The organism is Actinacidiphila sp. bgisy145, from assembly GCF_057708125.1.
On sequence record NZ_JBYIRL010000001.1, the window covers coordinates 296,040 to 321,294 of the forward strand.

The window sequence follows — 25,255 nt, forward strand, 5'->3', positions numbered from 1 at the left end:
GGCCGGAAAGCCCGTCCTTTACAACGATGTAGAGGACCCTGCGGGATTGACGACCACGTGTCAAGAGTCCGGTACGATCCCGGCTGAACCGGGGAAACTTCGGTACGCGGGCTGGACATGGCCGCACTGACATGCTGTCATTTCCCTGCTCGGCTTTACATCGTTGTACGCCGTGTGACCCCGCCGTACGCGTCGCCGTGTGCCGCCGAGGTGCGACCCACTGACGGGCGCCGGCGGTGGTGCCTCCACCGCCGGCGCTCCCCCCCTCCCGCGCCCGGGAGGAACCGCGAACTACACGAAGCGCCACAGGTGGTCGTCGGTACGGCTGTCCTCGAACTGCACCACCCGCGCACTGTCGGAAGTCGACATACCGTCGACACCCAGCACCAGACCGCTGTTGCCGTTGCGAATCCGGAACCAGCCGTCTCCGTTGTCGAGCAGCTGCCAGTAGTGGTCGGCCGTGCCGTTGTCGTGGTACTGCTGCACCTGCGCGCTGTCGGCGCGCGAGGCGCCCGCGACCGCCAGCAGCAGCCCGCTGTTGCGGTTGGTGATCGTGAAGCGGTTGTCGCCCACTGCGGTGAACCGCCAGTCGTGGTCGGCGGTGCCGTTGTCGGCGAACTGCACGACGTTCGCGCTGTCGGCCGTCGACATGCCGTCGACCCCGAGCACCTTGCCGCTGTTCTTGTTCTGCACCCGGTACCAGGTGCCGCCGTCCACCACGGCCTGACGAGCCGTCACATCCCACTGGAGGATGCCCGCCGACACCCCGGCGGCCAGCTGCGCCACCACCCGCACCGCCGTGGTGCGCACCGGCGTGAACGCCACCGCGTTGAAGGCGTCGACCGCCGTGCCGTACGCGCCCGCGCCGGACACCGGCTGCCAGGACCCGTCCGCCGCCTGGTACTCCACGTGCCAGGACGCCGGCACCCGGCACTGGCCGTGCCCGGTGTCGTCGTACCAGTACACCGACGCGCCCGAGACCGTCACCGGAGCGGAGTAGCTGTACTGCACCCACTCGCTGCTGCCGGTGTGGTCCCACCAGGTGAAGCGCGGGTGCGACTGGTCGTAGGAACTGCTCGGCGTGTACGCGCTGTTGAGGGCGTTCACGGTGTCGCCCGACCAGCACCAGGAGGCCGACGGCGTGGCCGGCAGCTGCCACTCCCGGCCGCCCGCGCCGATCGTCGGGAAGGAGGTGATCCGCAGCGCGGCCGCCCCCATCGGGATCAGCGTCACCGTGGTGGCCGGCTCCGCGGACGCCACGGGGCTGGGCTGGAGCGTGGTCACCACGTCCTGCTGGTCCGCGAGCCAGTTGGGGATCGGCCGGGCCTGCGCGGTCATCGCCACCGGCGTGCCCTGCGGGGTGAACGGGTTGCCGCTCGCCCCGGTCGCGGTCGCCGTGAAGGTCCCCGGCACCAGGCCGTAGTTCCACGCGGACGTCGGGAACACCTCGTACTCCGCCCAGTGCGAGGACGCGTCATTGGTGCGCAGGAAGTTCTGCCCGATCTCCAGCGCGTACGTCAGCGGGCCGCGCCGCACCGACAGCGAGTCGTGGTTCTGCGCCCAGGTGGTGGTGGCGACCTCCATCGGGAAGGACACCGCGACGGTGTCCCCGTTCTTCCAGGTGCGGTCCACCGCCACGAAGCCCGCGCCGCCCGACGCGCTCACCGCGGCCCCGTTGACCTTCACCGACGGCTTGGCACACCACGACGGCACCCGCAGATACAGCGGGAAGGCCACGCTGCCCGTCATCGACAGCGCCAGCGACACGCTGTCGGTGAACGGGTAGTTCGTGCTCTGGGTGACCGTCACCTGCGCCGCCTGGGCACCGACCTTCGCCGTCACCTTCGTCGGCGCGTACAGCACCGCCGCCAGGCCGTTGTCCGCCGTCGCCAACCACGCGTTCTCCGTGAAGTACGCCCAGCCCTGCCCGTAGTTGTGCGGGCAGCAGCGGTACTTGTCCACGCCCAGCAGATACGCCTGCATCGAGAAGGTGTTGTCGAACTGGTGCAGCGTCTTGTCGTAGTCGTCCAACTGCACCTGGTTGGCGGCCGTCGCGTAGTGCAGCGAGGTGTGGTTCGGCTCCATCGCGGCCGGCAGCGAGTTGAACGCCAGCGTCTCGGTGCCGTCCGCCCAGCTCGGGTCGCCGGTCATCCGCACCATCGACTCGAAGCTCTGCATGTACTCCACGATCCCGCAGGTCTCGAAACCCTGCCGCGGATCGCCGTACCCGGGCCGGGCGTTCTCGTCCCCGGCGAACCCGCCGCCGCTGAACTGCCCGTAGGTGCCCTGGATCGTCGCGTAGTCCTGGTACGACGCCTGCGTCAGCGACGCGTCCCCGCGCAGCGCCGCGAACGCCGGCTCGGTGAAGCCCTGCGCCAGGTTCACGTTGTGCAGCGACGGCAGGTTGTCGACGTAGTTCGCGCTGTACTGGTGGATCTTGTCCGCCAGCCCCAGCAGCGCGCTGTCCCCGGTCCGGGCGAACAGCCAGTGCAGCGAGTGCAGCGTCGTCGCCCACCGCACCGAACCCCAGCTCTGGTTGAACGCCGAGGCGCCGAACGTGTTCTGGTACTGGAAGAACTTCGTCAGGAACGGCACGATCCGGCTGTCCCCGGTGTACTCCTGGTAGGTGCACAGCGCCTGGAGCATCGGCATGAACGGCCAGAAGTCCGGGCCGCCGCCCAGCGACGTGCGCAGGCTCGTCGGCCCGAAGAAGCCGTCGGACTGCCCCGTCGCCAGCACGCCGTTCACCCAGGTGTCCGCCTTCGCCCGCAGCGCGGCATCCCCGGTCACCCCGGCCAGCGCGGTCAACCCCCGCACCCAGTACGGCACTTCCTCCCAGCCGACCTGGTCCGGGTGGAACCAGCCGGTGGTCGAGGTGTCCAGGAAGTGCGACACCTCGTCATAGCGCCCGGCGATCCCGTCCGCCTCCAGGGCGAGTTGCTGCGCCAGCCAGCCCGACGCGGTGACACTCCCGGTCGGCAGCTTCAGGAACGGGGTACGGGTCAGCCCCGCCGGATACGGGTGGTACAGCCCGCCGCCGGAGGTGTCACCGACCAGCACCACCCCCGGCCCGCCCCCGGCCGCCCCCCAGGAGGAGGTGACCATACGGCCGGCGAAGGCCACACTGCCGAGGGCGACGGCGCCGCCGCGAAGGAAGGTACGACGATCCATGGACATGCTCCCTGATCGTGGGAAGTGGGGGGTGGGTTGCGCGCGGCGCGGCCTCAGATCATGCGCCACAGGTGGTCGGTCGTCCCGTTGTCGTTCCACTGCGTGACCTGCGCGCTGTCCGCGGTCGACGCGCCGTCCACGGCGAGCAGCTTCCCCGACCGCACATTGACGATCTTCGACCAGCCGTCCCCGTTGTCGACGAACCGCCAGACGTGGTCCGGTGTGCCGTTGTCCTGGTACTGCTGCACATGCGCGCCGTCGTCCAGGCTCTGGTCGTGCACCGCCAGCACCTTCCCGCTGTTGCGGTTCACGATCCGCACCGTGCCGTCGCCGTTGTCCAGCAGCGTCCACACATGGTCCGCGGTGCCGTTGTCGGTGTACTGCGTGACCTCCGCCGAGTCCGCCAGCGACATCCCCGAAACCGCCAGCACCTTCCCGGAGTTCCGGTTCTGGATACGGCACCACACCACCACCGAGCCGGCCGGCGCCAGCGCCGGCGCGAACATCCCGCCGACCACCGGCCGGTTCTGGAAACCCCGCTGCGCCGCGCTCGCCACCGTGTACCAGTCGCTGAACGGCACCCGCGTCGGCGTCGCGTTCGCGTACCCGTACACCCCGTTGACCAGCGCGTCGCGCACCGTGCCGTGATCGGCGAGCCAGGCCGCCGTCCACAGCTCCCAGTCGGCCTTGGTGTAGTCGTTGCGCGGGTCGAGCACCACCCCGTACGTGCCGGTGTGCGCCCCGTACCAGGACGCCTCCATCGCCGCGGTGCCGACCGGCACCAGGTCCAGGCCGAGCAACCGGTCCGCGAAGCCGTTGTACTTCAGGCTCCAGGTGCCGTCCTGGTCGTAGGCGAGCTTCAGGTGCGCGCCCGAGGAGTCCGCCGCGAGCGTCGTCCACTGGCTGACGTAGCTGCGCGAGAGCGTCGCGTACCGCGCCGCATCCGAGCTGTTGCCCGTCGCCCGCGCCACCACGCCCATCGCGCCGATCCCGATGATGCCCTTGAGCGCGAGGTTCGCACTGTGCGCGATGAAGCCGGTGAAGTCGTCCGTCTGGTTCTGGTAGCCCGGGTCCAGCGCGTTGGACACCAGGTACTCCGCCCACTGCCGCAGGATCGGGTAGTGCGCGGCGGCGAACGCCGCCCCGTCCGCCGCGGGCAGCCGCTGGACCACCGCCGCCGCCATGATCAGCAGGTCCGCCGACTCCTCGACCGGCATGTCCTCCTCGTTGCCGTCGTTGTGCCCGGCGGCGTTCGGATACGACGAACCGATGTCGTGCTCGGCGAAGTCCTTCGGCCAGCCGCCGTGCTCCGCGTAGTCCAGCATCGGCTCCAGCAGCAGCCGCAGATACGCCGGCGACAGGTACAGGTACCCCGGGAACGCCGGATACGTCACGTCGATCGTCGACATGTTGCCGTCGGAGGAGATCTCCTTCAAAAAGGCCCACGGGCTGCCGCCGCGGTCGGCCAACTCCGTACCGCCCACCGCCTGCCGCACCGCGAGCGCGCACACCGCCGCGTAGTGGTCGCCCGTGGTGCCGCCGCCCACCGCCGCGACCGCGTCGTCATGGACGCGCTGCTCCAGCGCCGCCGCCGCCGACAGCGCCGCCGATCGGTCCGCGTCGAACCACTGGAGCATGTCCGTCCACGACGACCAGTAGTGCGTCCACCACGGCTGCAACTGCGTACCGAGGTAACTCACCGCGGGCGTACGGACATGCCCCAGCGACACCGTGAACTCCGCCGACGGCGTACCGGCGTTCACCGTGCCGAAGTCCCGGTTCAGACCGAGCACCGGCCACCTGTCGCTGATCGCCCGCGGCTGCGCGGAGTCCACCGTCCCGGCCAGCCTGCCGCTGCCCGCCGACGCGGCCCGCACCACCGTGTCCTGCCCGATCTGCCAGGTCAGCCCGGACCCGCTCGGCGCGGCGAACACCAACCGCCCCCACGACGCCTGGTCGCCGCTCTCCTGGAGCACCCCCGGGCTCGCCGGCTGCGCGGTCAGCACCGTCAGCGAACCGGCCTGCTGCTGCGCCCACGTGATCTGCGCCGAGGTGTCGCCGTGCACCCACTCGCCCGACACGTCCAGGTGCACGTCCACCGCGTGCGCCTGCCCGTCGCTGCTCTCGGCCTGCACGGTCACGTACGACAGCGGCACCGACTGGCGCTGGAGGTCGTCGAGGTCGACCGGCGAGAAGAAGGTGACGGTCAGTGTCACCCCGCCCCCGCTGAGCCGGTAGATCGAGCGGGTGGCGGTCAGTTGGAGCGAGACCTGCTGCATCGTGGTGAGCGCCGGGCCGCCCGGCAGGTTCGGCGCCCCGGCGAAGAGGTAGGCGGTGCCGTCGATCCGGGCGAGCCCGCACAGCGCGGTGACGTGGCCGTTCCAGAAGCTCGACCAGGTCCCGGCGAGGTTGTCGGCGGCCACCCAGGTGGACAGGTACGGCGAGCGGACCGCGAGCGGCACCGCGGGCGGCCGCAGCGGTGCGAACGTGGAGGCGGCCGCGGGGGACGCGGCACTTGTGGCGTCCGCGGCGGAAACGGGTAGGCCCGCGGGGGACGCGGCGGCGGCCGGGCCGGCCGTGAACCACCCGCCGGTGGCGGCGGCCGCGGTCAGCGCACCGGTCCACTTCAGCAGGTCGCGGCGGCCGGGGCGGGGGGAGCGGGTCTCGTCGGAAGTCACGGTGATCCGTTTCTGCGGCAGGGGCGCGGAGATGGGGGGACGGACGGGCACGTGGTGGTGCGGCGTGACGCGGGAGTCGAGCAGGGCGGGGCAGTGCGAGGCCGGACGGTGGGGCAGGGCGGGACAGGCGGGGCAGAGGCACGCGGGGAGGTGGGGCGCGGGCCGTGGGGGAGCGCTGTCGTGCTGTTCCAACGTTGCAAAGAATGACGCCAACCGGCATGACAGCACTTGGCGTTGGGCGTGTCCATACCCCGGGCAGAAGTGGGTGCGGGGGCGGGAGGGGTGAGCTGGCGTCCCTGGCGTCCGGCCGCAGGCCCGCGACGTGCGGCGGGACCGGGTCCCGGCGGGCCGCGGGGGCTTTACAACGTAAGTAAAAACGTGGTCGTGGTGGGTCTCGCGGGTGTGACGGGGCCCCCGGGGGCGGGGCGGGTCCGGCCGTGGCGGGGCCGTGATGGGGCGGTGGCGGGGCCCTGATGGGGCCGTGGTGGCGAACGGGCCGTAGGCGGAGGGTGTCGAGGGGTATCCATCGGCGGTCGGATCGGCGTATAGTCTGACAACGTTGTCACCTTGTGGCGGCGGAGCAGCGCTTTCGGGCTGCTCGCCGCCCCCACGACCCGTGGGCGGGGCCGATGTCAGGCGGCTCCGCCCACGCGCTTGGCTCCGCGGGACGGGCCGACCGTGTGCGGGCTCAACCGTCCCGGCGGGCCGGTGCGGTTGGTGGGGTTGCCGCGGGAGGTGCCGGGAGCGCCGGGGGTGCGGTCAGCGAGGCGATGCACCTGGTGAGCAGGCGCCGCATCTGATCCTGTTCGCCGGTGTCGAGGTCGGCCAGCATGGCCCGTTCGACCCGGCGTACCGCGGCGCTGGCCGTCTCGAGCTGGCGGCGCCCGTCGGCGGTCAGTTCGGTGGGCAGCGCCCTGCCCACGGGCGCCTTGGCGGCGCGGGCGACGAGTCCCTGGCGTTCGAGGGACTTCAGGAGCACGTTCATCGACTGCCGGGTGACGAAAGTGCCGCGGGCCAGCTCGGAGTTGGACAGGCCCGGGCGCTGGGAGAGCAGCTCCAGGCACGAGTAGTGCGTGATCGTCATGCCGAGCGGGCTCAGCACGGCCTCCATGGCGGAGTGCAGGGCGCTGGAGGCCGCTTTCAGCATGTACCCCAGCGACGTGTCCAGCTCGATTCCGGGCTCGCCTTGACTCATGTCAGCAGTCTGACATACGTTGGGTATGTCAGAAGCCTGACATTGCTTTGAGGAGGTAAGGACCATGGCGGTCACCGGACCCGACTTCGTTTCCCTGCAGGTGCGCGACCTGGAGCGCTCCGCCGACTTCTACGAGCGGTACCTGGGGCTGGAGCGCTCCGCCGCGGGGCCGCCGCACGCGGTCGTCTTCGACACCAAGCCGATCGCGTTCGCGGTCCGCGACGTCGTCGCCGGCGTCGACCTCGACGCGCTCGCGCAGCCGGGCCAGGGCGTGGCGCTGTGGCTGCACGCCCCCGACGCGCAGGACATCCACGACGCGCTCGCCGCGGCCGGTACGACGATCGTCTCGGCCCCCGTCGACGGGCCGTTCGGCCGTACGTTCACCTTCGCCGACCCCGACGGATATCAGGTCACGCTCCACGACCGCGGGTGAACCCGGCGCACGGGCTCAGGCCGCTGCGGGACCGCGCCGGCCGGTGGCGGCGGCCCACCGTTCGGCCGCGGCCATCAGCACCTCCGTGGCGGGAGCCTTGATCTGCCCGTAGTCCGCCAGGTCCGGCACGCTCAGCGCCAGCCGCTGCTTGAAGGCGCCCCAGGCCCGGCGGGCACCCTCGTCCGCCCGCAGGAAGTCCCGGAACAGCAGCGCGAAGCGGGCGTTCGCTCCGGCGCCCTCCCGCAGGTGGACGTTCCACGACCGCGCGCCGACCGGGGGCGCGAAGACGAGTTGGCGGCACCGCTGTCCACCGGAGACCTCGATACGGTTCCAAGTGCCCGGCAAGGGGCTCCGCCGCGACCGGGTGGTCATGGCCGACCCCGGGGGCAGCGAGTGCGACGTCCTCCGTGGCTTGGCGCCGTAGCGCTAACGAGGCCGCGTCCCGTCGAAGAGGGCGGGTGCGACGAGGTGGGCCCTTTCGTGGAGGTCCCGCGCGGTCGGGTTCCTGGTGTGGGGGCGGATGAGCCGGGCCATTTCCCTGACGTGTTTGTCGACCTGTCCGGACTGGATCGACGGGTAGTCGTCGAGGACCTCGTGCCAGGTGGCGCACGCCGCGTCCAGGTGCCCGAGGGCCAACTGCCGCTCGGCCAGCATCGAGGTGAAGCGCATGCCGCTGCGGTGGGATTCGTTCGTGGGCTCGCGCAGGCGGAAGTGCAGTTGGAGCGATTCGACGCTGCCTGCCACGTCGCCGAGTTCGTACCTGACCTGCGCGGTGTGATAGGCGAGCGTGGCGGCGCTGTAACCGCCGAAGGTCCGGGCCTGACTGTCAGCCCTGCTCATGGAGACCTCGGTCTTCCGGATGCTGCTGAGCGCGTTGTGGCGCTCGCCGGCGACGGCGTAGGAATGGGCCTGCTGGCCCGACATGAAGGCGGCCATCCTCGGCCCGGCCGCGGGTGACGCCTCGCTTGCCGCATCCGCCCACTTCACAGCCGTCGGGCCGTGCCGGAGGTCCACGGACTGCACGGACATGCCGCGCATGATGTGACAGTAGGTCAGGTGGTCATGGCTGGCGCCCGCCAGCTCCAGACCTTTCACGTAGTACTGCTGGGCGACGCCGTGCAGCCCTTCGTCCACGGCCATCCAGCCCGTCAGGTAGCAGAGGAACGAAGCGGCGGACATCATCGCCCTCCGTACGTCTTCGGGCGCGCTCGCCTTCAAATAGGGGGCGACGACGTTCACCAGGAAGGCCGCGGCCATCGGTCGCGCGTACCGTCCGCCGAACTGGTCGTCCAGATCGGAAAGACGGTCTGTCACGGCGACCACGGAGTCGACTTCGGCCGTTCCGATCCGCTGCGCCCCGCCCGACCGTACGGCCTCCATCCGGCCGACCACGTCCTGCCAGCCGGGGATGGCGAGGGCCGCGGAGAAGAGCGAGGCTCCGATGACGCTGCGACGCGAGGGGTCCATGGCGGGGCCTCCGGGATGAGGGGGCAATGGGGCGTGGCGGCTGCGCGGATATCGTGGTGCGCACCAGAGGGCGGCGTGAGGAGGGCGGGATGGGGCCGAAGACGACACGGGTCTACCGGACGCTGCGGGAGCGGATCAGTACCGGCAAGGTGGGGCCAGGCGCCAAGTTGCCGTCCGAACGCGCTCTGGTCGAGGAACTGGACATCGGGCGCACCGCTCTCCGGCAGGCGCTGGCACGCCTGGTGGCGGAGGGCGTACTGGAGGTGCACGGGCGAAGCGCCTACGTCGTTCCGGCTCCCGCGGTGAGTGCGGCCCCGCCGGGGGACCTCGAGCCGTGGAAGGTCCACGGCGCCCGCACGGTGTACGACAACCGGTGGGTCGAAGTGTCCCTGGTGGACGTCGAACCGCCCGGCGTCGAGCGCTTCGAGCACCACGTGGTCGCGCTGCACCAGGTCGCCGTCGCCGCTGTCGTGGACCAGGAGGACCGTGTACTCATGCTCTGGCGCTACCGTTTCGTGCCACGGCAGTGGGGGTGGGAGCTGCCGGGAGGGATCGTGGAATCCGGGGAGGGTCCCGAGGAGGCGGCGCTGCGGGAGGTCGAGGAGGAGACCGGCTGGCGACCGGACGAACTGCGGCACGTGGTCACGTTCCAGCCGATGATCGGCATGGTGGACTCGCCTCATGCGGTGTTCGTAGGGCGGGGTGCCCGGCGTACCGGTGAGCCGGCCGACGCCGAGGAAGCAGGGCACGTCGCGTGGGTGCCGCTGTCCGACATCCCGGCGATGATGACGCGTGGCGAGCTCATGGGTTCCGGCACGCTCGTCGCCCTTCTCCACCTGCTGGCCGCACGCGGCCGTTCCGCGGTCAAAGGAGTTCGGTGAGGCGTTCGATCCGCCGACGGTAGCGTACGGAACCTGTCCGCCCCGCGATGAGACGAGCCGCGCGCAGATGCTCGTCGGCTTGCGTGTGTTCCTCACGGGCCAGGTGCGCCGTCGCCAGGTCGAGCCGTACGCCGGCGGACGCACGGACGAACGTGGGGTCGGTCGTTCTCACAGTGGCGTACAGGCAGCTCATCGCGTCGTCGTCGCCGAGCAGCGTGAGGCAGTGGCCGCGCCACCTGGCCAGGTGGGTGGGGTTGAGGAAGATACTGAGCATGTCCGGATCACGGGCCGCGTCACCCGGGGGGAGAAGGTCGCTCGCGGCGTCGAGCGCCCTCCGGCACGTGTCGCTGTCGCCGGACAGCGCGGACATCTCCGCTTCCGCAGCGAGCAACCACGCACGAAGACGCGGAGAGTGCTGTCGGCGACCCGCATGCCGGGCCCTGCCGATGATCTCCAGCGCCGTCTCCGGGCGTCCGGCCTCGTACAACACGTACGCCTGCTCGCCCATGGCGTGCGCGAGGTACATGGGCGCGCCGGCCTCTTGAGCTGCCCGTTTGCCGAGTTCGTAGTGCCTCCACGCCCGTTCGACCGCACCGACGTCCAGTGCTTGCCAGGCCGCCAGGGTTGCTGCGCCCGCGAGCGCGAGGGCGATCGGTTGCTTCGTCTCCGGCAGGATCGCGAAGGTCAGAGCTTCCTCCAGCGCCGCGAGATGCCCCCGCATCTGGTCGACGAGACCTGCCGCACCCGCCTGCCGGTCGATCGTGCGCAGCAGTTCGGTCTGCGCCATGAACGTTTCCACCATGGTGAGGCTGACGTTGCGAGCGGAGTCGATGCATGCGAGCAACTCGTCGTATCCGCTGACGACGTGGGACTCGGCTGATGCTTTTCCGTTCAGCTCGGTATCCGTAATGCCGAGCAGCGCCCGCAAGATTCTCGTGTAGCGGCCGGAAAGTGATCGACGGCTGTTCTCCCAATCCGACACGTAGACGCGCAGACTGGCAGTCGAGGCCACGTCCAGAAGGTGGCGCCGGGCGTAGCGTTCGATTTCACGGACGAGCCGTTCCTGCGACCATCCGTGAGCGGTTCGCGCGGCTCGAAGTCCCTCTCCCAGCGGCATGAGCTCATCCTTCGGCGTGCATCCGCTCTCACGGCGTGGCCTTCGATGGAGCCGCCCGTTCCCGCAGGCGACAGGGGTTAACCCTAGGTGTGTTGACCCCTGTTGACTACCGGGCCGCGCTTCGCACGCGTTGACTGGAGGGGACGGCAAGGAACGTAGTGGGACTTCCACGCGTCCGTGGTCTCCGATCCGCATGGCGATGTGCGTCAGGAGATGTGCGGCGCCCGGAAATCTCCGTTGAAGAGAGGGTATCCGCATGGATGACAGCGGTGAGGAATCGGAAGGCCGGGGCGTCGGCGGGCGGAGGTGTTTTTCGGCGCGGGAGTGGTACGCCGGGGAACTGGCGTACCGGCGGCGGGAGTCGGGGATGACGCTGGTGGAGCTCGCGGCGCTCTGCCTCTACGAGCAGTCGTATCTGCACAGGCTGGAGCGGGGGCAGCGGCTCGGGACGGTGGAGGCGGCCGCCGCGCTGGACAAGGTCTACGGGACCGGGGACCTGCTGGTGCGGCTGTGGCATCTGGCGCGGCGGGAGACGAAGGACCGGCTGCTGCCGGGGATCGAGCCGTTGGAGCGGGACGCGGTGAGCATCCAGGAGTACGCGGTCGGCGCCGTCCCCGACCTGCTCCAGACCCCCGCGTACGCGCGGGAGCAAGTGCACGCGGCGCACGTGGGCGAGGAGCAGGTGGAGGCGGAGGTCGCGGCCCGGATCGGCCGGCAGGAGCGGCTGGCCGGCCGAAACCCGCTGCACTACCGGGCGTTGATCGACGAGGGTGCGCTGCGGCGTGGGGCGCGCGACCCGAAGACGTGGACCGGGCAGGTGGCGCACCTCGTTGACGCGGCCCAACGCCCGGGCGTCTGCGTGCAGGTGGTGCCGTTCGGGACCGGGCCGCACCGCATCCGCGGCCCGCTGGAACTGGTCTACTTCCGCGACGCGCCCACCGTGGCGTTCGTGCAGGGGAGTTGGAACGGCCACCTGACCGAGGACCCGGACGACGTCGAGCCCTTGCGCCTGGCCTACGACGTACTGCGCGACACCGCCCTCACCCCCGCGGAGTCGCTGGTGTTCCTGCGTGCCCTGCTCGGCGAGCGGACCGAGGACGCGCCGCTGACCGGCTCCGAGGCGTCATGAGCGGCGCGGGCACGGCGGCCGCACGGCGGAGGGCTCACAATGTCAGGACGAGCTTGCCCCGCAGGTGGCCGCCGTCGAGCAGCCGGTGCGCGTCGGCGACGCGGGCGAAGGGGAACGTCTCCTGCACGTGGACCCGGAGCCGGCCCTGCTCGACGAGCGCGACGAGCCCGCGCAGCCCGACCGGGTCGGGGTCGACCGCGACGCCGCTGAAGCGCATTCCGGCCGCCTCGTAGCGTGCGGCGAGCCCCGGGTCGTCCTCGGCGACCGCCGTCACCAGGTGGCCGCCCGGGCGCAGCACGGCGAGCGACCGTTCGGCCGTGTCACCGCCGATCGTGTCGAGGACGACGTCGACGTCGCGGACCGCGCGGGTGAAGTCGACCGCGGTGTAGTCGATCACCTCGTCGGCCCCGAACCCCTCGACGAACGCGCGCTTGCCGGCACCTGCGGTCGTGATCACGTGAGCGCCGAGCGCCTTCGCGAGCTGGATCGCGACGTGGCCGACCCCGCCACCGCCGCCGTGCACCAGGACGCGGTCGCCCTCGGCCACACCGGCGAGGTCGACCAGGGCCTGCCACGCCGTCAGCCCGACGATCGGCAGCGCCGCCGCCTCCACGTACGACAGCGAGGCGGGCTTGCGGGCCAGGTGCAGCGCGGGCGCCGCCACCACCTCGGCGTACGCGTTCGCCGCGCGCGGGAACAGCGGCATCCCGAACACCTCGTCGCCCGGCCGGAACCGCCACGTCTGCGGCGCGTCCTCGACCACGCCGCTGATGTCCCAGCCGAGGACGAACGGGGGCGGGCCCATCAACGGGACCTCGCCGGCCCGCAGGCGCGCCTCCAGCGGGTTGAGGCCGATCGCCCGGACGCGGACGAGGACTTCGGTCGGCAGCGGCCGCGGCTCGGGTGCGTCCACGATCGTGAGGACCTCGGGGCCGCCGAGTTCGTGCTGGGTGATGACGCGCATGACGCTCCTGGTGTGCGGAGGGAAGGGGGAACCAAAGAGGGGGGAGGGGAGGGGAGGGGACGTGCGGGGGAAGGACACCCACGCTAAGCGGCTGACAGGAACCCGCGGGTACCTTTGGCCCCATGAGCGGTTTCGGTCCCGGCGACCCCTTCCTCGCCGACTGCCCTGCGCGCATGGCGGTCGAGCTGATCGCCGACAAGTGGACGGTCGTGGTGCTCGCCGGCCTCAGCAAGGGCCCGGTGCGGCACGGCGAGCTGGTCGACCTGATCGGCGGGATCTCCCGCAAGATGCTCACCCAGACGCTTCGACGGCTCGCCGCGCACGGCCTCGTCCGCCGCCACGCCTACGCCGAGGTGCCGCCGCGCGTGGAGTACGAGCTGACGCCGCTCGGGGCGACACTCATCGGACCGATCCACGCGCTGACGGAGTGGGCGAGGGACAACGGCGAGGCGGTCCTCGACGCGCTCGACGCCTCTGATGCCCCCGGTGGCCCCGATGGCCCCGACGCCGAGCCCGGACCGGACGTCCGCACCGCCTAATGGGAGCTGCCGGGTGGAGAGACTCGGTGCCGTAGCCGTCAGCAGGTGAGCACTATCGCCGCCGGAACCGTTCGAGTTCTGGGTTCAGACCGTGCCCCTGCTGGTCGGCCGGGAGGCCAGACCGCTGATGGGGTGGCGTGCCCGCCCCGCGGGGCGTGAGCACTGAATCCATTAGGCCGCGCGCCGTGCCTTCCGCGGGCTGCACCGCTGTGTGAAGTACGTGACCTGGAGGTTGTGTTGCTGCTGATCGGTGATGACTGGGCCGAGGACCACCATGACGTCGAGCTCCAGGACGGGGCCGGACGGAAGCTGGCCGCCGCGAAGCTGTCCGAGGGAGTGCAGGGCATCGCGCGGCTGCACGAACTCGTCGCCCGGCACGGCGGGGAGGGCCTGGACCCGGCCGAGGTGGTGGTGGGGACCGAGACCGACCGTGGCTCGTGGGTGCAGGCCCTGATCGCCTCGGGCTACCAGGTCTACGCGATCAATCCGCGGCAGGTCGCCCGCTTCAAGGAACGCTACGGCACCTCCGGAGCCAAGAGCGACAAAGGTGACGCGCACGCGCTGGCCGACATGGTCCGCATCGACCGGGACCAGCTACGGCCGGTGGCCGGCGACAGCGAGGCTGCCCAGGCCGTCAAGGTCGTCGCCCGCGGTCACCAGACCCTGATCTGGGAACGCACCCGGACCTACCAGCGCCTTCGCACCGCGCTGCGCGAGTACTTCCCCGCTGCCCTGCACGCCTACGCCGATCTGACCCTGACCAGCACGGATGCGATGGAACTGCTGATCAAGGCACCCACCCCGCAGGCAGCGGCGAAGCTGACCCGCGCCCAGATCACCACGGTCCTGACCCGCCACCGCCGACGCAACCGGGACGCGAAAGCGGCCACGATCCAGACCACGCTGCGCGAGAAGCAGCTCGGCCTGCCCGAGCCGGTCACTGCCGCCTACGCGGCCACCGCCATGGCCCACGCACGCCTGATCATCGCGTTGAACGAACAGATAGCCGTGCTGGAAGAGCAGGTGAAGGCGCATTTTCTCGCGCACCCGGACGCTGAGATCTACCTCTCGATGCCCGGCATCGGCCAGATCACCGGCGCCCGGGTGCTCGCCGAGTTCGGAGACGACCCCACCCGCTACGCATCGGCGAAGGCCCGCAAGAACTACGCCGGCACCAGCCCGATCACCCGGGCCTCCGGCAAGAGCCGCACCGTCCAGTCCCGCTACATCCGCAACAACCGCCTGGCCGACGCCCTTCAACACCAGGCGTTCGCCGCCCTGCGTGTCTCACCCGGCGCCCGCCGCTACTACGACAAGCAACGCGACCGCGAGGCCGGATACAACCCCGCTCTCCGGCAGGTCGGCAACCGCCTCGTCGGCGTCCTCCACGGATGCCTGAAGACCCGCACCCCCTACGACGAAGCAACCGCCTGGTCGCACCACGCACACCCCCATGCCGCTTGACCTCAAACGACATGGGGTGTCTGAACCCCGCGCCGCCCGCCCGCGCGCATCGGACCGGGCGGCGTTGCCGTATCCGGCAAAGGGTCCAGGGCGAGCCGGTCGTCGACGACGGAGGCAGCCGTGCGGACCCGGTCAGCGGTGCGCGTGGGCCTGGCGGGTGGACGCTGCGGAGGCGGAGGCGGAGAAACCGGTGTCCGTCCTCCGGAGCGGGGTGATAGACATCCGGCGTGCAAGAGACCCTGGACTTCCCCGATCTGCTGCGGCTGATCGACGAGCGGTCGGCCGCCTTCCGTGCCGCGATCGCTTCCGCGCCCGACCTCGACGTGCGGGTGCCGACCTGCCCCGACTGGACGCTCTCCGACTTGGTGCAGCACCTGGGCGAGGGGCGCCGCGCCTGGGCCGCCACCGTCGCCGCGGGGCCCGACGCCACTGCCAAGGTCGCAGCGCCCCAGGGCGACGCGACCGCACCACGGGAGCGCGAGGCCCTGCTGCGCTGGCTGGCGGAGTCGACGCAACTGCTGCTGGACGCGCTGCGGGCGGCCGGTCCGGACCGCGGTTGCTGGGTGTGGTGGGGCACGTCCCAGTCGCCGCGGACATGCGGTGCCGTCGCCCGGCACCAGCTCCACGAGATCGCGGTGCACGCCTACGACGCCCAGCTGACGGTGGGCGCCCCCGAGCCGCTGCCGGAGGACGTGGCCCTCGACGGCGTCGAGGAGTTCCTCTTCACCCTCTGCACCACGACGGTGGCATGGCCGCATGAGCCCGCCGTCGTCGACTACCACGCCACCGAGGGCCGCTCCTGGCGCAACTGGCTCTCCGGAGACGGCGCACGGGCCGCCCGCCTGCCCGCCCCCGGCGCACCTGCGGCTGCCGCCACCCGCGAGGCACCGGAGACGGCTGACGCCTCCGCCGAAGGTGCGGCCGGCGAGCTGGTCCTCGCCTTCTACGGCCGTGTTCCGCTGGACTCCCTGAAACTCGACGGCGACCGGGGTGTCTTCGACCAGTTGGTGGCCTGGGAACCGGAGTAGCGGCCCATGACGGCGCGCCGTCTCTTCCCCGCCGAGTAGCCCGCCTCCGGCCACCCGGGCGAGGTGCGCTGCCGCCCCCGTTACGCTTCGGCGGCCCGAGGAGTCATCCGGTCAGCGCGGCGACCAGCAGGCGGCCAGTGAGTTCTCGGCCAGCCGGGCGAGTTCCGCCCGGGTCAGGCCCAGGCCGGCGGCGCTCGCCACGTAGTTGTCGGCGACGTAGCCACCGAAGAACGGCGGGTCGTCGGAGTTGAGGGTGACTGCCGCACCGGCGTCGAGCAGGCGCTTGAGCGGGTGGGCGGCAAGGGTCGGCACCACCTTGAGCGCGACGTTGGACAGCGGGCACATGGTCAGCGGTATGCCGAGGTCGGCCACCCGGCGGACGAGCACCGGGTCATCGGCCACGGCCACACCGTGATCGATCCGGTCCACCCCGAGTTCCAACGCTTCGACGACGTACGAAGCGGGCGCGTCCTCGCCGGCGTGGATCGTGGTCCGGTAGCCGCGGCGCTGGGCCTCGGCGAAGAAGCGCGCGAACTTCGAGGGCGGGTTGCCCCGCTCTGCGGAGCCCATCCCGATGCCGATGACCTGCTCGCGCCACGGCTCGATCAGGTCGAGCAGCTCCAGGGCGGTGGACTCCTCCCGGTGGCGCTGCGCGGTGCAGATCAGCCGGGCGTCGATGCCCCATTCCTCGCCGGCTTCGCGGAAAGCGGAGAGCACGCCGTCGAGGACGACCTCGATCGGCACGCCGGCGTCGAGGAAGGTCTGGGACCCCACGAAGACCTCCGCCCGGGTGACGCCGTCGGCGTGCGCGTGGCGCAGGTAGTCCATCGCTAGGTCGTAGAAGTCCTGCCGCTGCCGCAGGGTGCCGGCCACCCGGAAGAGCACCTCGAGGAAGGCCGGCAGGTCCGCGAAGTCGTAGGCCGCCCGCAGCTCCTCCTCGCTGCCCCACGGCAGACTCACCCCGTTGCGACGAGCACACGCCAACGCGGTGGCGGGCTCAAGAGTGCCCTCGAGGTGTACGTGGAGTTCGGCCTTCGGCAGCGAACGGACGAAGGCCGAGTCGACGTCGGCAGTGCTCATCGCAGCAGCCTAACGGGAGCAGCGGGGGCCGGGGCGCCGTGTCACAGGGGGTTGGCTGATGGTGCGGTGTGGCGAAGCGCGTCCACAGGGTACGGGGTTCGGGGGTCTTCGTGTTGCAGCTGGTGGAGGAACCGCCACATCGTCAGGGAGAGGGAGACGTCGCGGGTGAGGAGGGCCGCTGCGGGTGCCGGGATGCCGGTGGGGTGGTGGCGGCCCTCCGCGTAGGCGCGGACCAGGGCGTGGCGCTCGGGGCTTCCGTGGGGGTGGCCGTAGAGCGCGTTGACCAGCCAGTGGACGAAGTAGGAGGCGGTGTAGGAGCGGTCGTAGCCGCGGTGGCGCTCGTGGAAGCCGCGCTCGCCCGGCGTGAGGTCGAAGCGGGTGGAGAGCGCGAGGCCGTAGTCGGCGAAGTACAGGTGGCGGCCGTCGGTGAGGACGTTGTGGAAGTGGGTGTCGAAGTGGAGCAGCCCGCGGGTGGTCATGAAGGAGGTGGCGGCCTCCAGTTCGCGGTCCACCATGGCGCAGGCGCGTCCGGCCGCTTCGTCGCCGGCCGCGAACTGGGCGCCGAGCCAGTCGTGGAGGGTGTGCGGGATGTACTCCAGGAAGAGCGTGAGGCTTGCCGTCGACTGCTGGAGCGCCTCGATGCGGCGGCGTACTCCGGCATCGCCGCCCCAGTAGCCGACGGTGCCTTCGACGTCGGCCAGTTCGTCGGGTAGCGGCCGGCCGGAGTCCGTCAGCACCCGCCAGTGGTACGTGAGGGGGAAGCCCTCGTGCGCCCCGGCGATCACCCAGTTCGTGGTCATCGTGTGGACGGCCAATTCCCGCCAGGCGCTGACGCCCGGGCCGCATCCGATGCCGTACTGGCAGCAGGAAGGGACGCCGAACAGGTTGGCCGTGGAGTGGACGTGCTCCGGGCGGCGCTCCAGGTCGGTCAGGCGGACCTGCTTGACGAAGACGGGGGTCCCCTCGACCTCCAGTAGCAGGGTCTTCCCGCCGATGCCCGAGCCCAGCGGGGTGGCGGCGGCCAGCAGTTCACGCAGCCCGGCCTCGCCGCACAGCGCGAGCGAGGTGGCGACGGCGCCGTGGGCGGCCAGGCGCGCGGCGCGGGACATGTCGGGGCGGTGCACGGTGCCTCCCGTCCGGCGCCCGCCCCGCGCGCGTCCACGGCAGCGGACGTTCGGCGCACACCCGGGCAGGCGCCCTCGCCACCCTCTCACGTCGGGCGCCCCTCTCACGTCGGGAGCCGTGAGCGGTCGGCCCCGCGTTCCCGGCGGGCGCCTCCGCGGCGCAGCGTACCCGGCCGAGGGTCGGTCCACGCCGGCGGGCCGCCCCGGCGCGCGGGGGTCACATGCGTCTCAGGAGTCGCGGATTGAAGGGTTTCAATGCCCATCGGTGCGCAAAAAGATCGTCCTGACGCGCATTCAGGCTGTTCATGGCATTGACGTGGGCGGAGTGCGGCCATACGGTCCGGTCGGAATTAAATCGATTCATCGTTGGCGGGGCGCGAGGAAGAGGGGTAGCCGTGGGCGTTCAGGAGCAGCCGGGCCAGGCAGGTCAGCCGGAACAGGCAGCGCAGGCAGCGCAAGCGGGGCACGCGGGACAAGCGGGTACGGATCGGCTCACCCGGCGACGCGTGTTGCAGGCCGGCGCCGCGACGGGCGCGATGACCGCGCTGGCGTGGGGCACGGCGGCGGGCGCCGCGCAGGCGAGTTCAGGGGCGAGCACCGGCGCCAACCCCCACGCCGACGCGAACGCCGCCGCGTCCGCCGCCGCGAAGGGCACCGGCAAGGCGGACTGGCTGGCCGCCCCCGCCCGCCCGCTCCAGCCGAAGTTCCGCTGGTGGTGGCCGGACGGCCTGGTCGACCCGGCCGAACTGCGCCGGGAGATCGACCAGATCGCGGACGCGGGCTTCGGCGGCGTCGAGATCTCCGCGGTGCACCACAGCGTCGACGACACGTCCGTACTCGACACCGCGCACCACGGCTGGGGCAGCCCCTCCTGGATCGCGGGCGTCGAAGCGGCCCTGGAGCAGGCCGACAAGCGCGGCATGACCGTCGACATCACCATCGGCCCCGCCTGGCCGGCAGCCGTCCCCACCATCACCCCGGACAGCGACGGCGCGCTCAAGGAACTCGCCCACGGCGTGGTGTCCGTGGCTGCGGGCGCCACTTACGCCGGGACCGTACCGGCCCCGGCGGCCGCCGCCGCGAGCACGGTGACGCGGCAGACGCTCGTCGCCGTCCAGGCCGTACGCGTGGACACCGCCTACAGCACCACCAAGCTCACCGGTCTGGACGCGGACTCGGTGACCGACCTGACCGCCGGCGTCACCGGGCCCAGGACCTGGACGTCCAGCGACGCGGCCGTCGGCGCGCGGATCTCCTGGACCGCGCCCGCCGACGGCACCTACCTGCTGTTCGCGTACTGGCAGCGCGGCGTCGGCCAGACCCCGGAAGCCGGCCCGCACACCGTGCCCGCCGCCTACGTCGTGGACCACTTCAGCCCCGCCGGCACCCACGCGATCACCGACTTCTGGGAGTCGGACCTGCTCACGAAGCCGGTGCGGCGGCTCATCGCCAAGGCCGGCGGCGCCCTGTTCGAGGACTCCATCGAGCTGGAGAGCAAGTCCCTGCTGTGGACGCCCGACGTGCTGGCGGAGTTCGCCCGCCGCCGCGGCTACGACCTGCTGCCCTACCTGCCGACCCTGCTCGTCAGCGGCGGCAACCAGGCGTACACGTTCGTCGCCCGGCTGACGCGCGAGGTCAGCCACGACTACTGGCAGACGCTGTCCGAGCTGTACAACGAGCACCACGCCACGGCCGTGAAGAAGTGGGCCAACGCCCTCGGCCTGAAGCTGCGCGCCCAGCCGTACGGCCTCCAGACCGACGCGACGTACACCGCCGCGATCCTCGACATCCCCGAGGGCGAGTCGCTGGGCTTCCACAACCTGGACGACTACCGCAGCCTCACCGGCGGCCGGGACATGGCCGGCACCACCATCCTGTCCTGCGAGTCGGGCGCCTACACCGGCGGCGCCTACAGCACCACCTGGCAGAAGTTCCTGCTCACCATGGGCGGCGCGTACGCCGCGGGCGTCAACCAGACGGTCATCCACGGCTTCTCCTACGCGGAACTGCCCGGCGTGCAGTGGCCCGGCTACGCGGCCTTCACCCCGTACAAGGGCGCCGTCGGCTACGCCGAGTCCTGGGGGCCGCGGCACCCGACCTGGCGCCACATCGCCGACATGTCCGGCTACCTCTCGCGCATCCACCAGGTGCTCCAGAGCGGGAAGCCGCGCATCGACGTCGCTGTCTTCCGGCAGACCGGCTACGCCGACACCGGCATCGGCACCTCCTGGTTCACCGCGACCGGCATCACCCTCGGCTGGAACCACTCCTTCATCAGCGAACCGCTGCTCAGCCTGCCCGCGGCCAAGGTCACCGGCGGCAAGCTCGCCGCGAACGGCGCCGCCTACCAGGCGGTCTTCGTCGAGGGCGACCGCTTCTCCAGCATGGACATCACCCTGTCCGTCGCCACCGCCGAGAAGTTCCTCGCCTTCACCAAGGCCGGACTGCCGATCATCCTGCTCGGCGACTGGTCCGCCCCGAGCATCCCCGGCGTCGACCCCGGCGGCCAGAACGCCCGCCTGGCCGCGGTCATGGCGCAACTGCTCGCCCAGCCGCGGGTGCGCGTGCTCAGCGACCTCACCCAGATCCCGACCGCGCTCGCCGACCTCGGCATCACCCCGTACGTCTCCTACGGCGCGAGCTCCACACTGCTCAACGCCCACCGGTACGCAGGCGGCGTGGACTACTACTACTTCTGCAACGGCAAGCACGCCGAGACCGTCAAGCCGCCGGTCGCCGCCATCGACCACGACGTGACCCTGCCGCGGCAGCGCACCGGCGACGTGCCCTACCTGCTGGACCTGTGGACCGGCGAGATCACCCGCATCGGGCAGTACACCGAGGGGAAGGACGGCGCGGTGACCTTCCGCGTGGCCCTCCAGCCCGGCGAGACGATGGTGGTGGCGGTCGGGGCGCCCGGGCTGTTCGGCGACCGCAACGCCAAGGACCCGCACGCGGTCACCACCGACGCGCAGGAAGCGCTCTTCGCGGACGGGCAGCTCGTGGTGCGCGCGACCGCCGACGGCCGCTACACCACCGCGCTGTCCAAGGGCGGCACGGTGCACACCACCCTGAGTGGGATACCGCAGCCGACGACGCTGACGCAGTGGGACCTTGACGTCGAGGACTGGCAGCCCGGCGCCACCGCCACCACCACCTCGGTCGTCCGCCACCACCTGTCCCTGGACGCCCTCGCCGCCTGGCCCACCCTGCCGGACATCGCCGACGCCTCCGGGATCGGCACCTACCGCACGACCGTGCACCTCGACGGCCCCTGGACCGGCGGCTACGGCGCCTACCTCGACCTCGGCACCGTCTACGACACCTGCCGGGTGACCGTCAACGGCCGCGCCCTCCCGCCCGTCGACCACCTCCACCCCGTCGTCGACCTCGGCGGCTGCCTGCGGCGCGGCGACAACACCATCGAGGTGGAGGTCGCCACCACCCTCGGCAACCGCCTGCGCGTCTGCGACCCCTCGGTCTACGGCACGATGGCCGCGCAGCCCTACGGCCTGATCGGCCCGGTCCGCCTCACGCCGTACGGTCAGGCGCCCCTGGCCTGAGGACGCGGACGTTCTCCCGCCCGGCGCCGGCTTCGGGGGCCCAGGAGGCGAGCAGGTCCAGCGCCCGGCGGGAGGACGATCCGGCGGCGGCGGTGTAGAGGTACAGCACCGTCTCGCTGTCGCCGGGCAGGGTGAGCGTCTCGTACTCGACGGTGAGGTCGCCGACGAGCCGGTGGCGCAGGCGCTTCGACCCGTGGGTGCGCTGGTGCACGCGGTGGCTGCGCCACCACCGGTCGAAGTCGCCGCTGCGCTCCCGCAGTTCCGCGACGAGCCGCTGCGCGGCCGGGTCGCCCTGGTCGCGGCCGGCGTCCAGCCGCAGGCTCTCCACGGCCGCCCGGGCCTGCACCTCCCAGTCCACGAAGAGGGCCCGGGCGCCCGGGTCGAGGAACAGCCAGCGGGTGTAGTTGCGCTCCGCGGCCGGAAAGGCGTCGAAGTCCGCGAACAGCGCCCGGGCCAGCCGGTTCGCCCCGAGGACGTCGGCGCGGCGGCCCAGCGCGAGGGCCGGGGTGCCGCCGTCCAGCGAGTCCAACAGCTGGTGGACGCCCGGCCGCAGGCGCTGCACGCCGGGCGGGCGGGTGCGTACGGGGCCGGCGGTGGTGCCGATCAGGTCGGCCAGGTGCGCCCGCCCGGCGGCGTCGAGCCCGAGCGCCTGGCCGACCGCCTCCACGACGGCGGGGGAGGGGGTGATCCGGCGGCCCTGTTCGAGCCGGGCGTAGTAGTCCGCGGAGACCCCGGCCAGCCGGGCGACCTCCTCGCGCCGCAGGCCCGGGACGCGCCGGACCCGGCCGTCCGGCGGCAGCCCGGCCCGCGCCGGGTCGCACTGGGCGCGGGCGCGCCGGAGGAAGTCGGCGAGTTCGCGGTTGGTGGTGGCGGCCATGCCTCCAGTGTGGACGACCCCCCGCGGGCGCCGGGCGCCTTACCTGGGTCGGTGCGTCCTAGTCAGCCGGGACCGGGGCGCGAGAGGGCCGATCATGGCGCCGCGAGGGGCGTGGCACGCGACCAGAGTGGAGGGCAGCGCCGGACCGCGGACCACCGCTCCGGCCGCACCCCCCGTCAGCTCCGGCCTCAGCTCCGGCCTCGCGAAGGATCGCCATGACCACTTCCACCTCTTCCATCTCTTCTTCCAGCAGCTCTCCCGCCACTGCTCCCGCCTCCTCCGACGGCACGGCTCCCGGCGGCTTCCCCGGCACCTGGTTCGTCACCGGCGCCTCCCGCGGCCTGGGCCTGGAACTCGTCCGGCACCTGCTCGCCCTGGGCGGCAGCGTGGCGGCCACCACCCGCTCCGCCGACCGGCTCACCGCCGCCCTGGGCCCGGACACCGACACCTCCCGGCTGCTGCCGCTGACGGTCGACCTGACCGACGAGGCGCAGGTCAAGAACGCCGTCGACCGGACCGTCGAGCGCTTCGGCCGCCTGGACACGGTGGTCAACAACGCCGGCTACGGCTTCCTGGGCGCGGTCGAGGAGACCGGCGACAAGGAAGTGCGCGCCATGCTCGACGTGCAGATCGTCGGCGTGTGGAACGTCCTGCGGGCGGCGCTGCCGGTCCTGCGCGGGCAGCGCGCGGGCCGCGTCATCAACGTCTCGTCAGTGCTCGGCCTCACCGCGGTCCCCGGCTGGGCGCTGTACTGCGCGGGCAAGTTCGCGCTGGAGGGCCTGACCGAGGCGCTGGCCGCCGAGGTCGCGGAGTTCGGCATCGAGGTCGCGCTCGTGGAACCCGGGTACTTCCGCACGTCCTTCCTGACGACCGACTCGCTCGCCCTGCCCGCGGAGGTGTCCGCGCACTACCCGGCGGTGCGCACCATGGTCGCGGAGCACCTCGCACTCCAGGGCCACCAGCTCGGCGACCCGGTCGAGGGCGCCGCCGCCATCGTCCGCCGGGCCGCCGCCGGCGGACCGCTGCGCCAGTTGTTGGGCTCCGACGCGCACGCCTACGCCACCGCGAAGGTCGAGGCGCTGCGCGCCGACCTCGCCGCCAACGCCGCCACCGCCCCGGAGACGGACTTCCCCGCGCGGTGACGGCGGCCCGCGCCCCCCTGCCCGCCCGTTCCGCGCAGGTGCGGGGTTGTATTGAAAGCATCAAATCGGGGGATCGGGCGGGTGTGGGGGTGTATGTCAGGGGGTGAGGGTTGACGTCTGCCGAGGTCGGTCCTAGGGTCGGGGGACCGGGTTGAATAGTTTCAATCGGTCGCGGGCCGTACGGGAAGGGCGCGGTGGGCCGGTTGGCGACGGCGCCCGTGGGTGGAGTGGGCCGCCGCAGCGGCAGGTCGAGTGAACTGTTTCAATGGGGAGATCGCCGACCCGTTCAGTACATTGCGGTCCGGCGGTGCGCGGAGCCCCCTCTGAGGAGAACATGGTGCGAATGGTCGGGATCAAGGACGTGGCGCGGCAGGCCGGCGTGTCGGTGGGCACGGTGTCCAATGTGATCAACCGCCCCGACCTGGTCTCGGAGGAGACCAGGGACCGCGTGCAGAGCGTCATCAAGCAGCTCGGCTACGTCCGCAGCGAGTCCGCCCGCCAGCTGCGGGCCGGCCAGAGCCGGATCATGGCGCTGCTCGTCCTCGACATGGGCAACCCGTTCTTCGTGGACGTCGCGCGCGGCGCGGAGTCCGCGGCGCGCGAGGCGGAGCTCGGCGTGATGCTCTGCAACAGCGGGCAGAGCGCCAGCGAGGAGGCGACGTACATCTCGCTCTTCGCCGAGCAGCGGGTGCGCGGGGTACTGCTCACCCCGGCCGACCCGACCGGCGCCAGCCTGGAGCTGCTGCGGCAGCAGAACGTGCCGTTCGTCCTGGTGGACCGGGGCGCGGGGGAGGCCGACGACGGCTGCTCGGTGTCGGTCGACGACACGATCGGGGGCGCGCTCGCCGGCCGCCACCTGGTGTCGGCCGGGCACCGCACCATCGCGTACATCAGCGGGCCGCCGCACCTCCAGCAGGTCAAGGACCGCCGGGACGGCATGCTCCAGGCCCTCGCGGAGGCCGGGCTCGGGCCCGAGGCGCTGCTGGAGATCCCCGCACAGCGGCTGGACGTCGCCGCCGGCCGCGACGCCGCCTCCCGCCTGCTGGGCCTCGCGCAGCGCCCCACCGCGGTCTTCTGCGCGAACGACCTGCTGGCCCTCGGCGTCCTCCAGGTCGTCTACGCCGCCGGGATCGCCGTCCCGCGCGACCTGGCGATCGTCGGCTACGACGACATCGAGTTCGCCGCGGCCGCCGTGGTCCCCCTGACCTCCGTACGGCAGCCGGCCGCCGAGATGGGCCGCATGGCCGCGGAACTCCTCCTGGAGGAGACCGGCCCCCGCGCCGCCCTGCACCAGCACCAACGCGCGGTGCTCCTCCCGGAGTTGGTGGTCCGCGGCTCCAGCCTCCCGGTGCGGTGAGCCCCGCCGCCGGCGTCCGCGCGATCCGACGGCCGCGGCGCGCCGC

At 72.0% G+C, this 25,255-nt stretch carries 19 protein-coding genes; 9 read left to right on the forward strand and 10 right to left on the reverse strand.

The window, feature by feature from the left end; genetic code table 11:
- Positions 1-291: 291 nt before the first annotated feature.
- The 3 genes from AC3ERT_RS01145 to AC3ERT_RS01155 form a co-directional block, all read right to left on the reverse strand.
- The gene (locus tag AC3ERT_RS01145) at positions 292-3,171 is read right to left on the reverse strand and encodes an RICIN domain-containing protein (RefSeq protein WP_435172234.1); all 2,880 of its coding nucleotides are present in this window, start codon (positions 3,169-3,171) and stop codon (positions 292-294) included.
- A gap of 53 nt (positions 3,172-3,224) precedes the next feature.
- Positions 3,225-5,849: a glutaminase domain-containing protein gene (locus tag AC3ERT_RS01150; RefSeq protein ID WP_435172235.1), complete on the reverse strand. Its 2,625-nt coding sequence runs from the start codon at positions 5,847-5,849 to the stop codon at positions 3,225-3,227.
- Between the two features lie 688 nt (positions 5,850-6,537).
- On the reverse strand, positions 6,538-7,044 hold the full coding sequence (locus AC3ERT_RS01155; RefSeq protein ID WP_335983021.1) for a MarR family winged helix-turn-helix transcriptional regulator: 507 nt from the start codon (positions 7,042-7,044) through the stop codon (positions 6,538-6,540).
- A gap of 64 nt (positions 7,045-7,108) precedes the next feature.
- Here AC3ERT_RS01155 and AC3ERT_RS01160 point away from each other — a divergent pair, with 64 nt between their 5' ends.
- Entirely contained in the window at positions 7,109-7,477 is a 369-nt protein-coding gene (locus AC3ERT_RS01160) for a VOC family protein (RefSeq protein ID WP_435172237.1), read from the forward strand.
- A 15-nt stretch (positions 7,478-7,492) separates the two neighbouring features.
- On the opposite strand, the gene AC3ERT_RS01165 is transcribed toward AC3ERT_RS01160, so the two are convergent.
- Both AC3ERT_RS01165 and AC3ERT_RS01170 read right to left on the reverse strand, forming a co-directional pair.
- Positions 7,493-7,822: a GrpB family protein gene (locus AC3ERT_RS01165; protein WP_435172239.1), complete on the reverse strand. Its 330-nt coding sequence runs from the start codon at positions 7,820-7,822 to the stop codon at positions 7,493-7,495.
- An 81-nt stretch (positions 7,823-7,903) separates the two neighbouring features.
- The gene (locus AC3ERT_RS01170; RefSeq protein ID WP_435172240.1) at positions 7,904-8,944 is read right to left on the reverse strand and encodes an NsdA family TPR-like regulatory protein; all 1,041 of its coding nucleotides are present in this window, start codon (positions 8,942-8,944) and stop codon (positions 7,904-7,906) included.
- An 89-nt stretch (positions 8,945-9,033) separates the two neighbouring features.
- Between AC3ERT_RS01170 and AC3ERT_RS01175 the strand changes: the two genes are divergently transcribed.
- The gene (locus AC3ERT_RS01175) at positions 9,034-9,825 is read left to right on the forward strand and encodes an NUDIX domain-containing protein (protein WP_435172241.1); all 792 of its coding nucleotides are present in this window, start codon (positions 9,034-9,036) and stop codon (positions 9,823-9,825) included.
- On the opposite strand, the gene AC3ERT_RS01180 is transcribed toward AC3ERT_RS01175, so the two are convergent.
- Positions 9,809-10,936: an NsdA family TPR-like regulatory protein gene (locus AC3ERT_RS01180; RefSeq protein ID WP_435172334.1), complete on the reverse strand. Its 1,128-nt coding sequence runs from the start codon at positions 10,934-10,936 to the stop codon at positions 9,809-9,811. The genes AC3ERT_RS01175 and AC3ERT_RS01180 overlap by 17 nt on opposite strands.
- A gap of 262 nt (positions 10,937-11,198) precedes the next feature.
- Here AC3ERT_RS01180 and AC3ERT_RS01185 point away from each other — a divergent pair, with 262 nt between their 5' ends.
- Positions 11,199-12,071 (forward strand): helix-turn-helix domain-containing protein, encoded by an 873-nt coding sequence (locus AC3ERT_RS01185; RefSeq protein WP_435172243.1) that lies wholly within the window; start codon positions 11,199-11,201, stop codon positions 12,069-12,071.
- A 34-nt stretch (positions 12,072-12,105) separates the two neighbouring features.
- On the opposite strand, the gene AC3ERT_RS01190 is transcribed toward AC3ERT_RS01185, so the two are convergent.
- A complete protein-coding gene (locus AC3ERT_RS01190; RefSeq protein ID WP_435172245.1) occupies positions 12,106-13,035 on the reverse strand; it encodes an NADP-dependent oxidoreductase in 930 nt (309 codons plus the stop codon).
- Between the two features lie 122 nt (positions 13,036-13,157).
- Between AC3ERT_RS01190 and AC3ERT_RS01195 the strand changes: the two genes are divergently transcribed.
- The 3 genes from AC3ERT_RS01195 to AC3ERT_RS01205 all read left to right on the forward strand — a co-directional run bounded on the left by AC3ERT_RS01195 (position 13,158) and on the right by AC3ERT_RS01205 (position 16,066).
- Positions 13,158-13,574, forward strand: coding sequence for a winged helix-turn-helix transcriptional regulator (locus AC3ERT_RS01195; RefSeq protein WP_435172246.1), 417 nt, complete (start codon positions 13,158-13,160; stop codon positions 13,572-13,574).
- A 237-nt stretch (positions 13,575-13,811) separates the two neighbouring features.
- Positions 13,812-15,038: an IS110 family RNA-guided transposase gene (locus AC3ERT_RS01200; RefSeq protein ID WP_435172248.1), complete on the forward strand. Its 1,227-nt coding sequence runs from the start codon at positions 13,812-13,814 to the stop codon at positions 15,036-15,038.
- 227 nt (positions 15,039-15,265) lie between these two features.
- Positions 15,266-16,066, forward strand: a complete 801-nt coding sequence (locus AC3ERT_RS01205; protein WP_435172250.1) for a maleylpyruvate isomerase family mycothiol-dependent enzyme — start codon at positions 15,266-15,268, stop codon at positions 16,064-16,066.
- Positions 16,067-16,177: 111 nt separating this feature from the next.
- On the opposite strand, the gene add is transcribed toward AC3ERT_RS01205, so the two are convergent.
- Positions 16,178-17,146, reverse strand: coding sequence for an adenosine deaminase (add, locus tag AC3ERT_RS01210; RefSeq protein ID WP_435135930.1), 969 nt, complete (start codon positions 17,144-17,146; stop codon positions 16,178-16,180).
- 41 nt (positions 17,147-17,187) lie between these two features.
- Positions 17,188-18,255: a BUD32 family EKC/KEOPS complex subunit gene (locus tag AC3ERT_RS01215; protein WP_435172335.1), complete on the reverse strand. Its 1,068-nt coding sequence runs from the start codon at positions 18,253-18,255 to the stop codon at positions 17,188-17,190.
- A 521-nt stretch (positions 18,256-18,776) separates the two neighbouring features.
- Between AC3ERT_RS01215 and AC3ERT_RS01220 the strand changes: the two genes are divergently transcribed.
- Entirely contained in the window at positions 18,777-21,833 is a 3,057-nt protein-coding gene (locus AC3ERT_RS01220; RefSeq protein WP_435172252.1) for a glycosyl hydrolase, read from the forward strand.
- Here AC3ERT_RS01220 and AC3ERT_RS01225 read toward each other — a convergent pair.
- Positions 21,802-22,710 (reverse strand): helix-turn-helix transcriptional regulator, encoded by a 909-nt coding sequence (locus AC3ERT_RS01225; protein WP_435172254.1) that lies wholly within the window; start codon positions 22,708-22,710, stop codon positions 21,802-21,804. The genes AC3ERT_RS01220 and AC3ERT_RS01225 overlap by 32 nt on opposite strands.
- Before the next feature lie 215 nt (positions 22,711-22,925).
- On the opposite strand from AC3ERT_RS01225, the gene AC3ERT_RS01230 reads away from it, so the two are divergent.
- Together AC3ERT_RS01230 and AC3ERT_RS01235 are read left to right on the forward strand one after the other, a co-directional pair.
- Positions 22,926-23,852, forward strand: coding sequence for an SDR family oxidoreductase (locus AC3ERT_RS01230; RefSeq protein ID WP_435172256.1), 927 nt, complete (start codon positions 22,926-22,928; stop codon positions 23,850-23,852).
- Positions 23,853-24,186: 334 nt separating this feature from the next.
- Positions 24,187-25,209 (forward strand): LacI family DNA-binding transcriptional regulator, encoded by a 1,023-nt coding sequence (locus AC3ERT_RS01235; protein WP_335983044.1) that lies wholly within the window; start codon positions 24,187-24,189, stop codon positions 25,207-25,209.
- Positions 25,210-25,255: the final 46 nt, after the last annotated feature.

Coding starts and splice junctions, on each gene's coding strand:
- AC3ERT_RS01155 (WP_335983021.1), bottom strand. CDS start 7,044: ATGAGTCAAGGCGAGCCCGGAATCGAGCTGGACACGTCGCTGGGGTAC.
- AC3ERT_RS01190 (WP_435172245.1), bottom strand. CDS start 13,035: ATGCGCGTCATCACCCAGCACGAACTCGGCGGCCCCGAGGTCCTCACG.
- AC3ERT_RS01235 (WP_335983044.1), top strand. CDS start 24,187: ATGGTGCGAATGGTCGGGATCAAGGACGTGGCGCGGCAGGCCGGCGTG.
- AC3ERT_RS01225 (WP_435172254.1), bottom strand. CDS start 22,710: ATGGCCGCCACCACCAACCGCGAACTCGCCGACTTCCTCCGGCGCGCC.
- AC3ERT_RS01185 (WP_435172243.1), top strand. CDS start 11,199: ATGGATGACAGCGGTGAGGAATCGGAAGGCCGGGGCGTCGGCGGGCGG.
- add (WP_435135930.1), bottom strand. CDS start 17,146: ATGAGCACTGCCGACGTCGACTCGGCCTTCGTCCGTTCGCTGCCGAAG.
- AC3ERT_RS01145 (WP_435172234.1), bottom strand. CDS start 3,171: ATGGATCGTCGTACCTTCCTTCGCGGCGGCGCCGTCGCCCTCGGCAGT.
- AC3ERT_RS01170 (WP_435172240.1), bottom strand. CDS start 8,944: ATGGACCCCTCGCGTCGCAGCGTCATCGGAGCCTCGCTCTTCTCCGCG.
- AC3ERT_RS01195 (WP_435172246.1), top strand. CDS start 13,158: ATGAGCGGTTTCGGTCCCGGCGACCCCTTCCTCGCCGACTGCCCTGCG.
- AC3ERT_RS01160 (WP_435172237.1), top strand. CDS start 7,109: ATGGCGGTCACCGGACCCGACTTCGTTTCCCTGCAGGTGCGCGACCTG.
- AC3ERT_RS01215 (WP_435172335.1), bottom strand. CDS start 18,255: ATGTCCCGCGCCGCGCGCCTGGCCGCCCACGGCGCCGTCGCCACCTCG.
- AC3ERT_RS01230 (WP_435172256.1), top strand. CDS start 22,926: ATGACCACTTCCACCTCTTCCATCTCTTCTTCCAGCAGCTCTCCCGCC.
- AC3ERT_RS01175 (WP_435172241.1), top strand. CDS start 9,034: ATGGGGCCGAAGACGACACGGGTCTACCGGACGCTGCGGGAGCGGATC.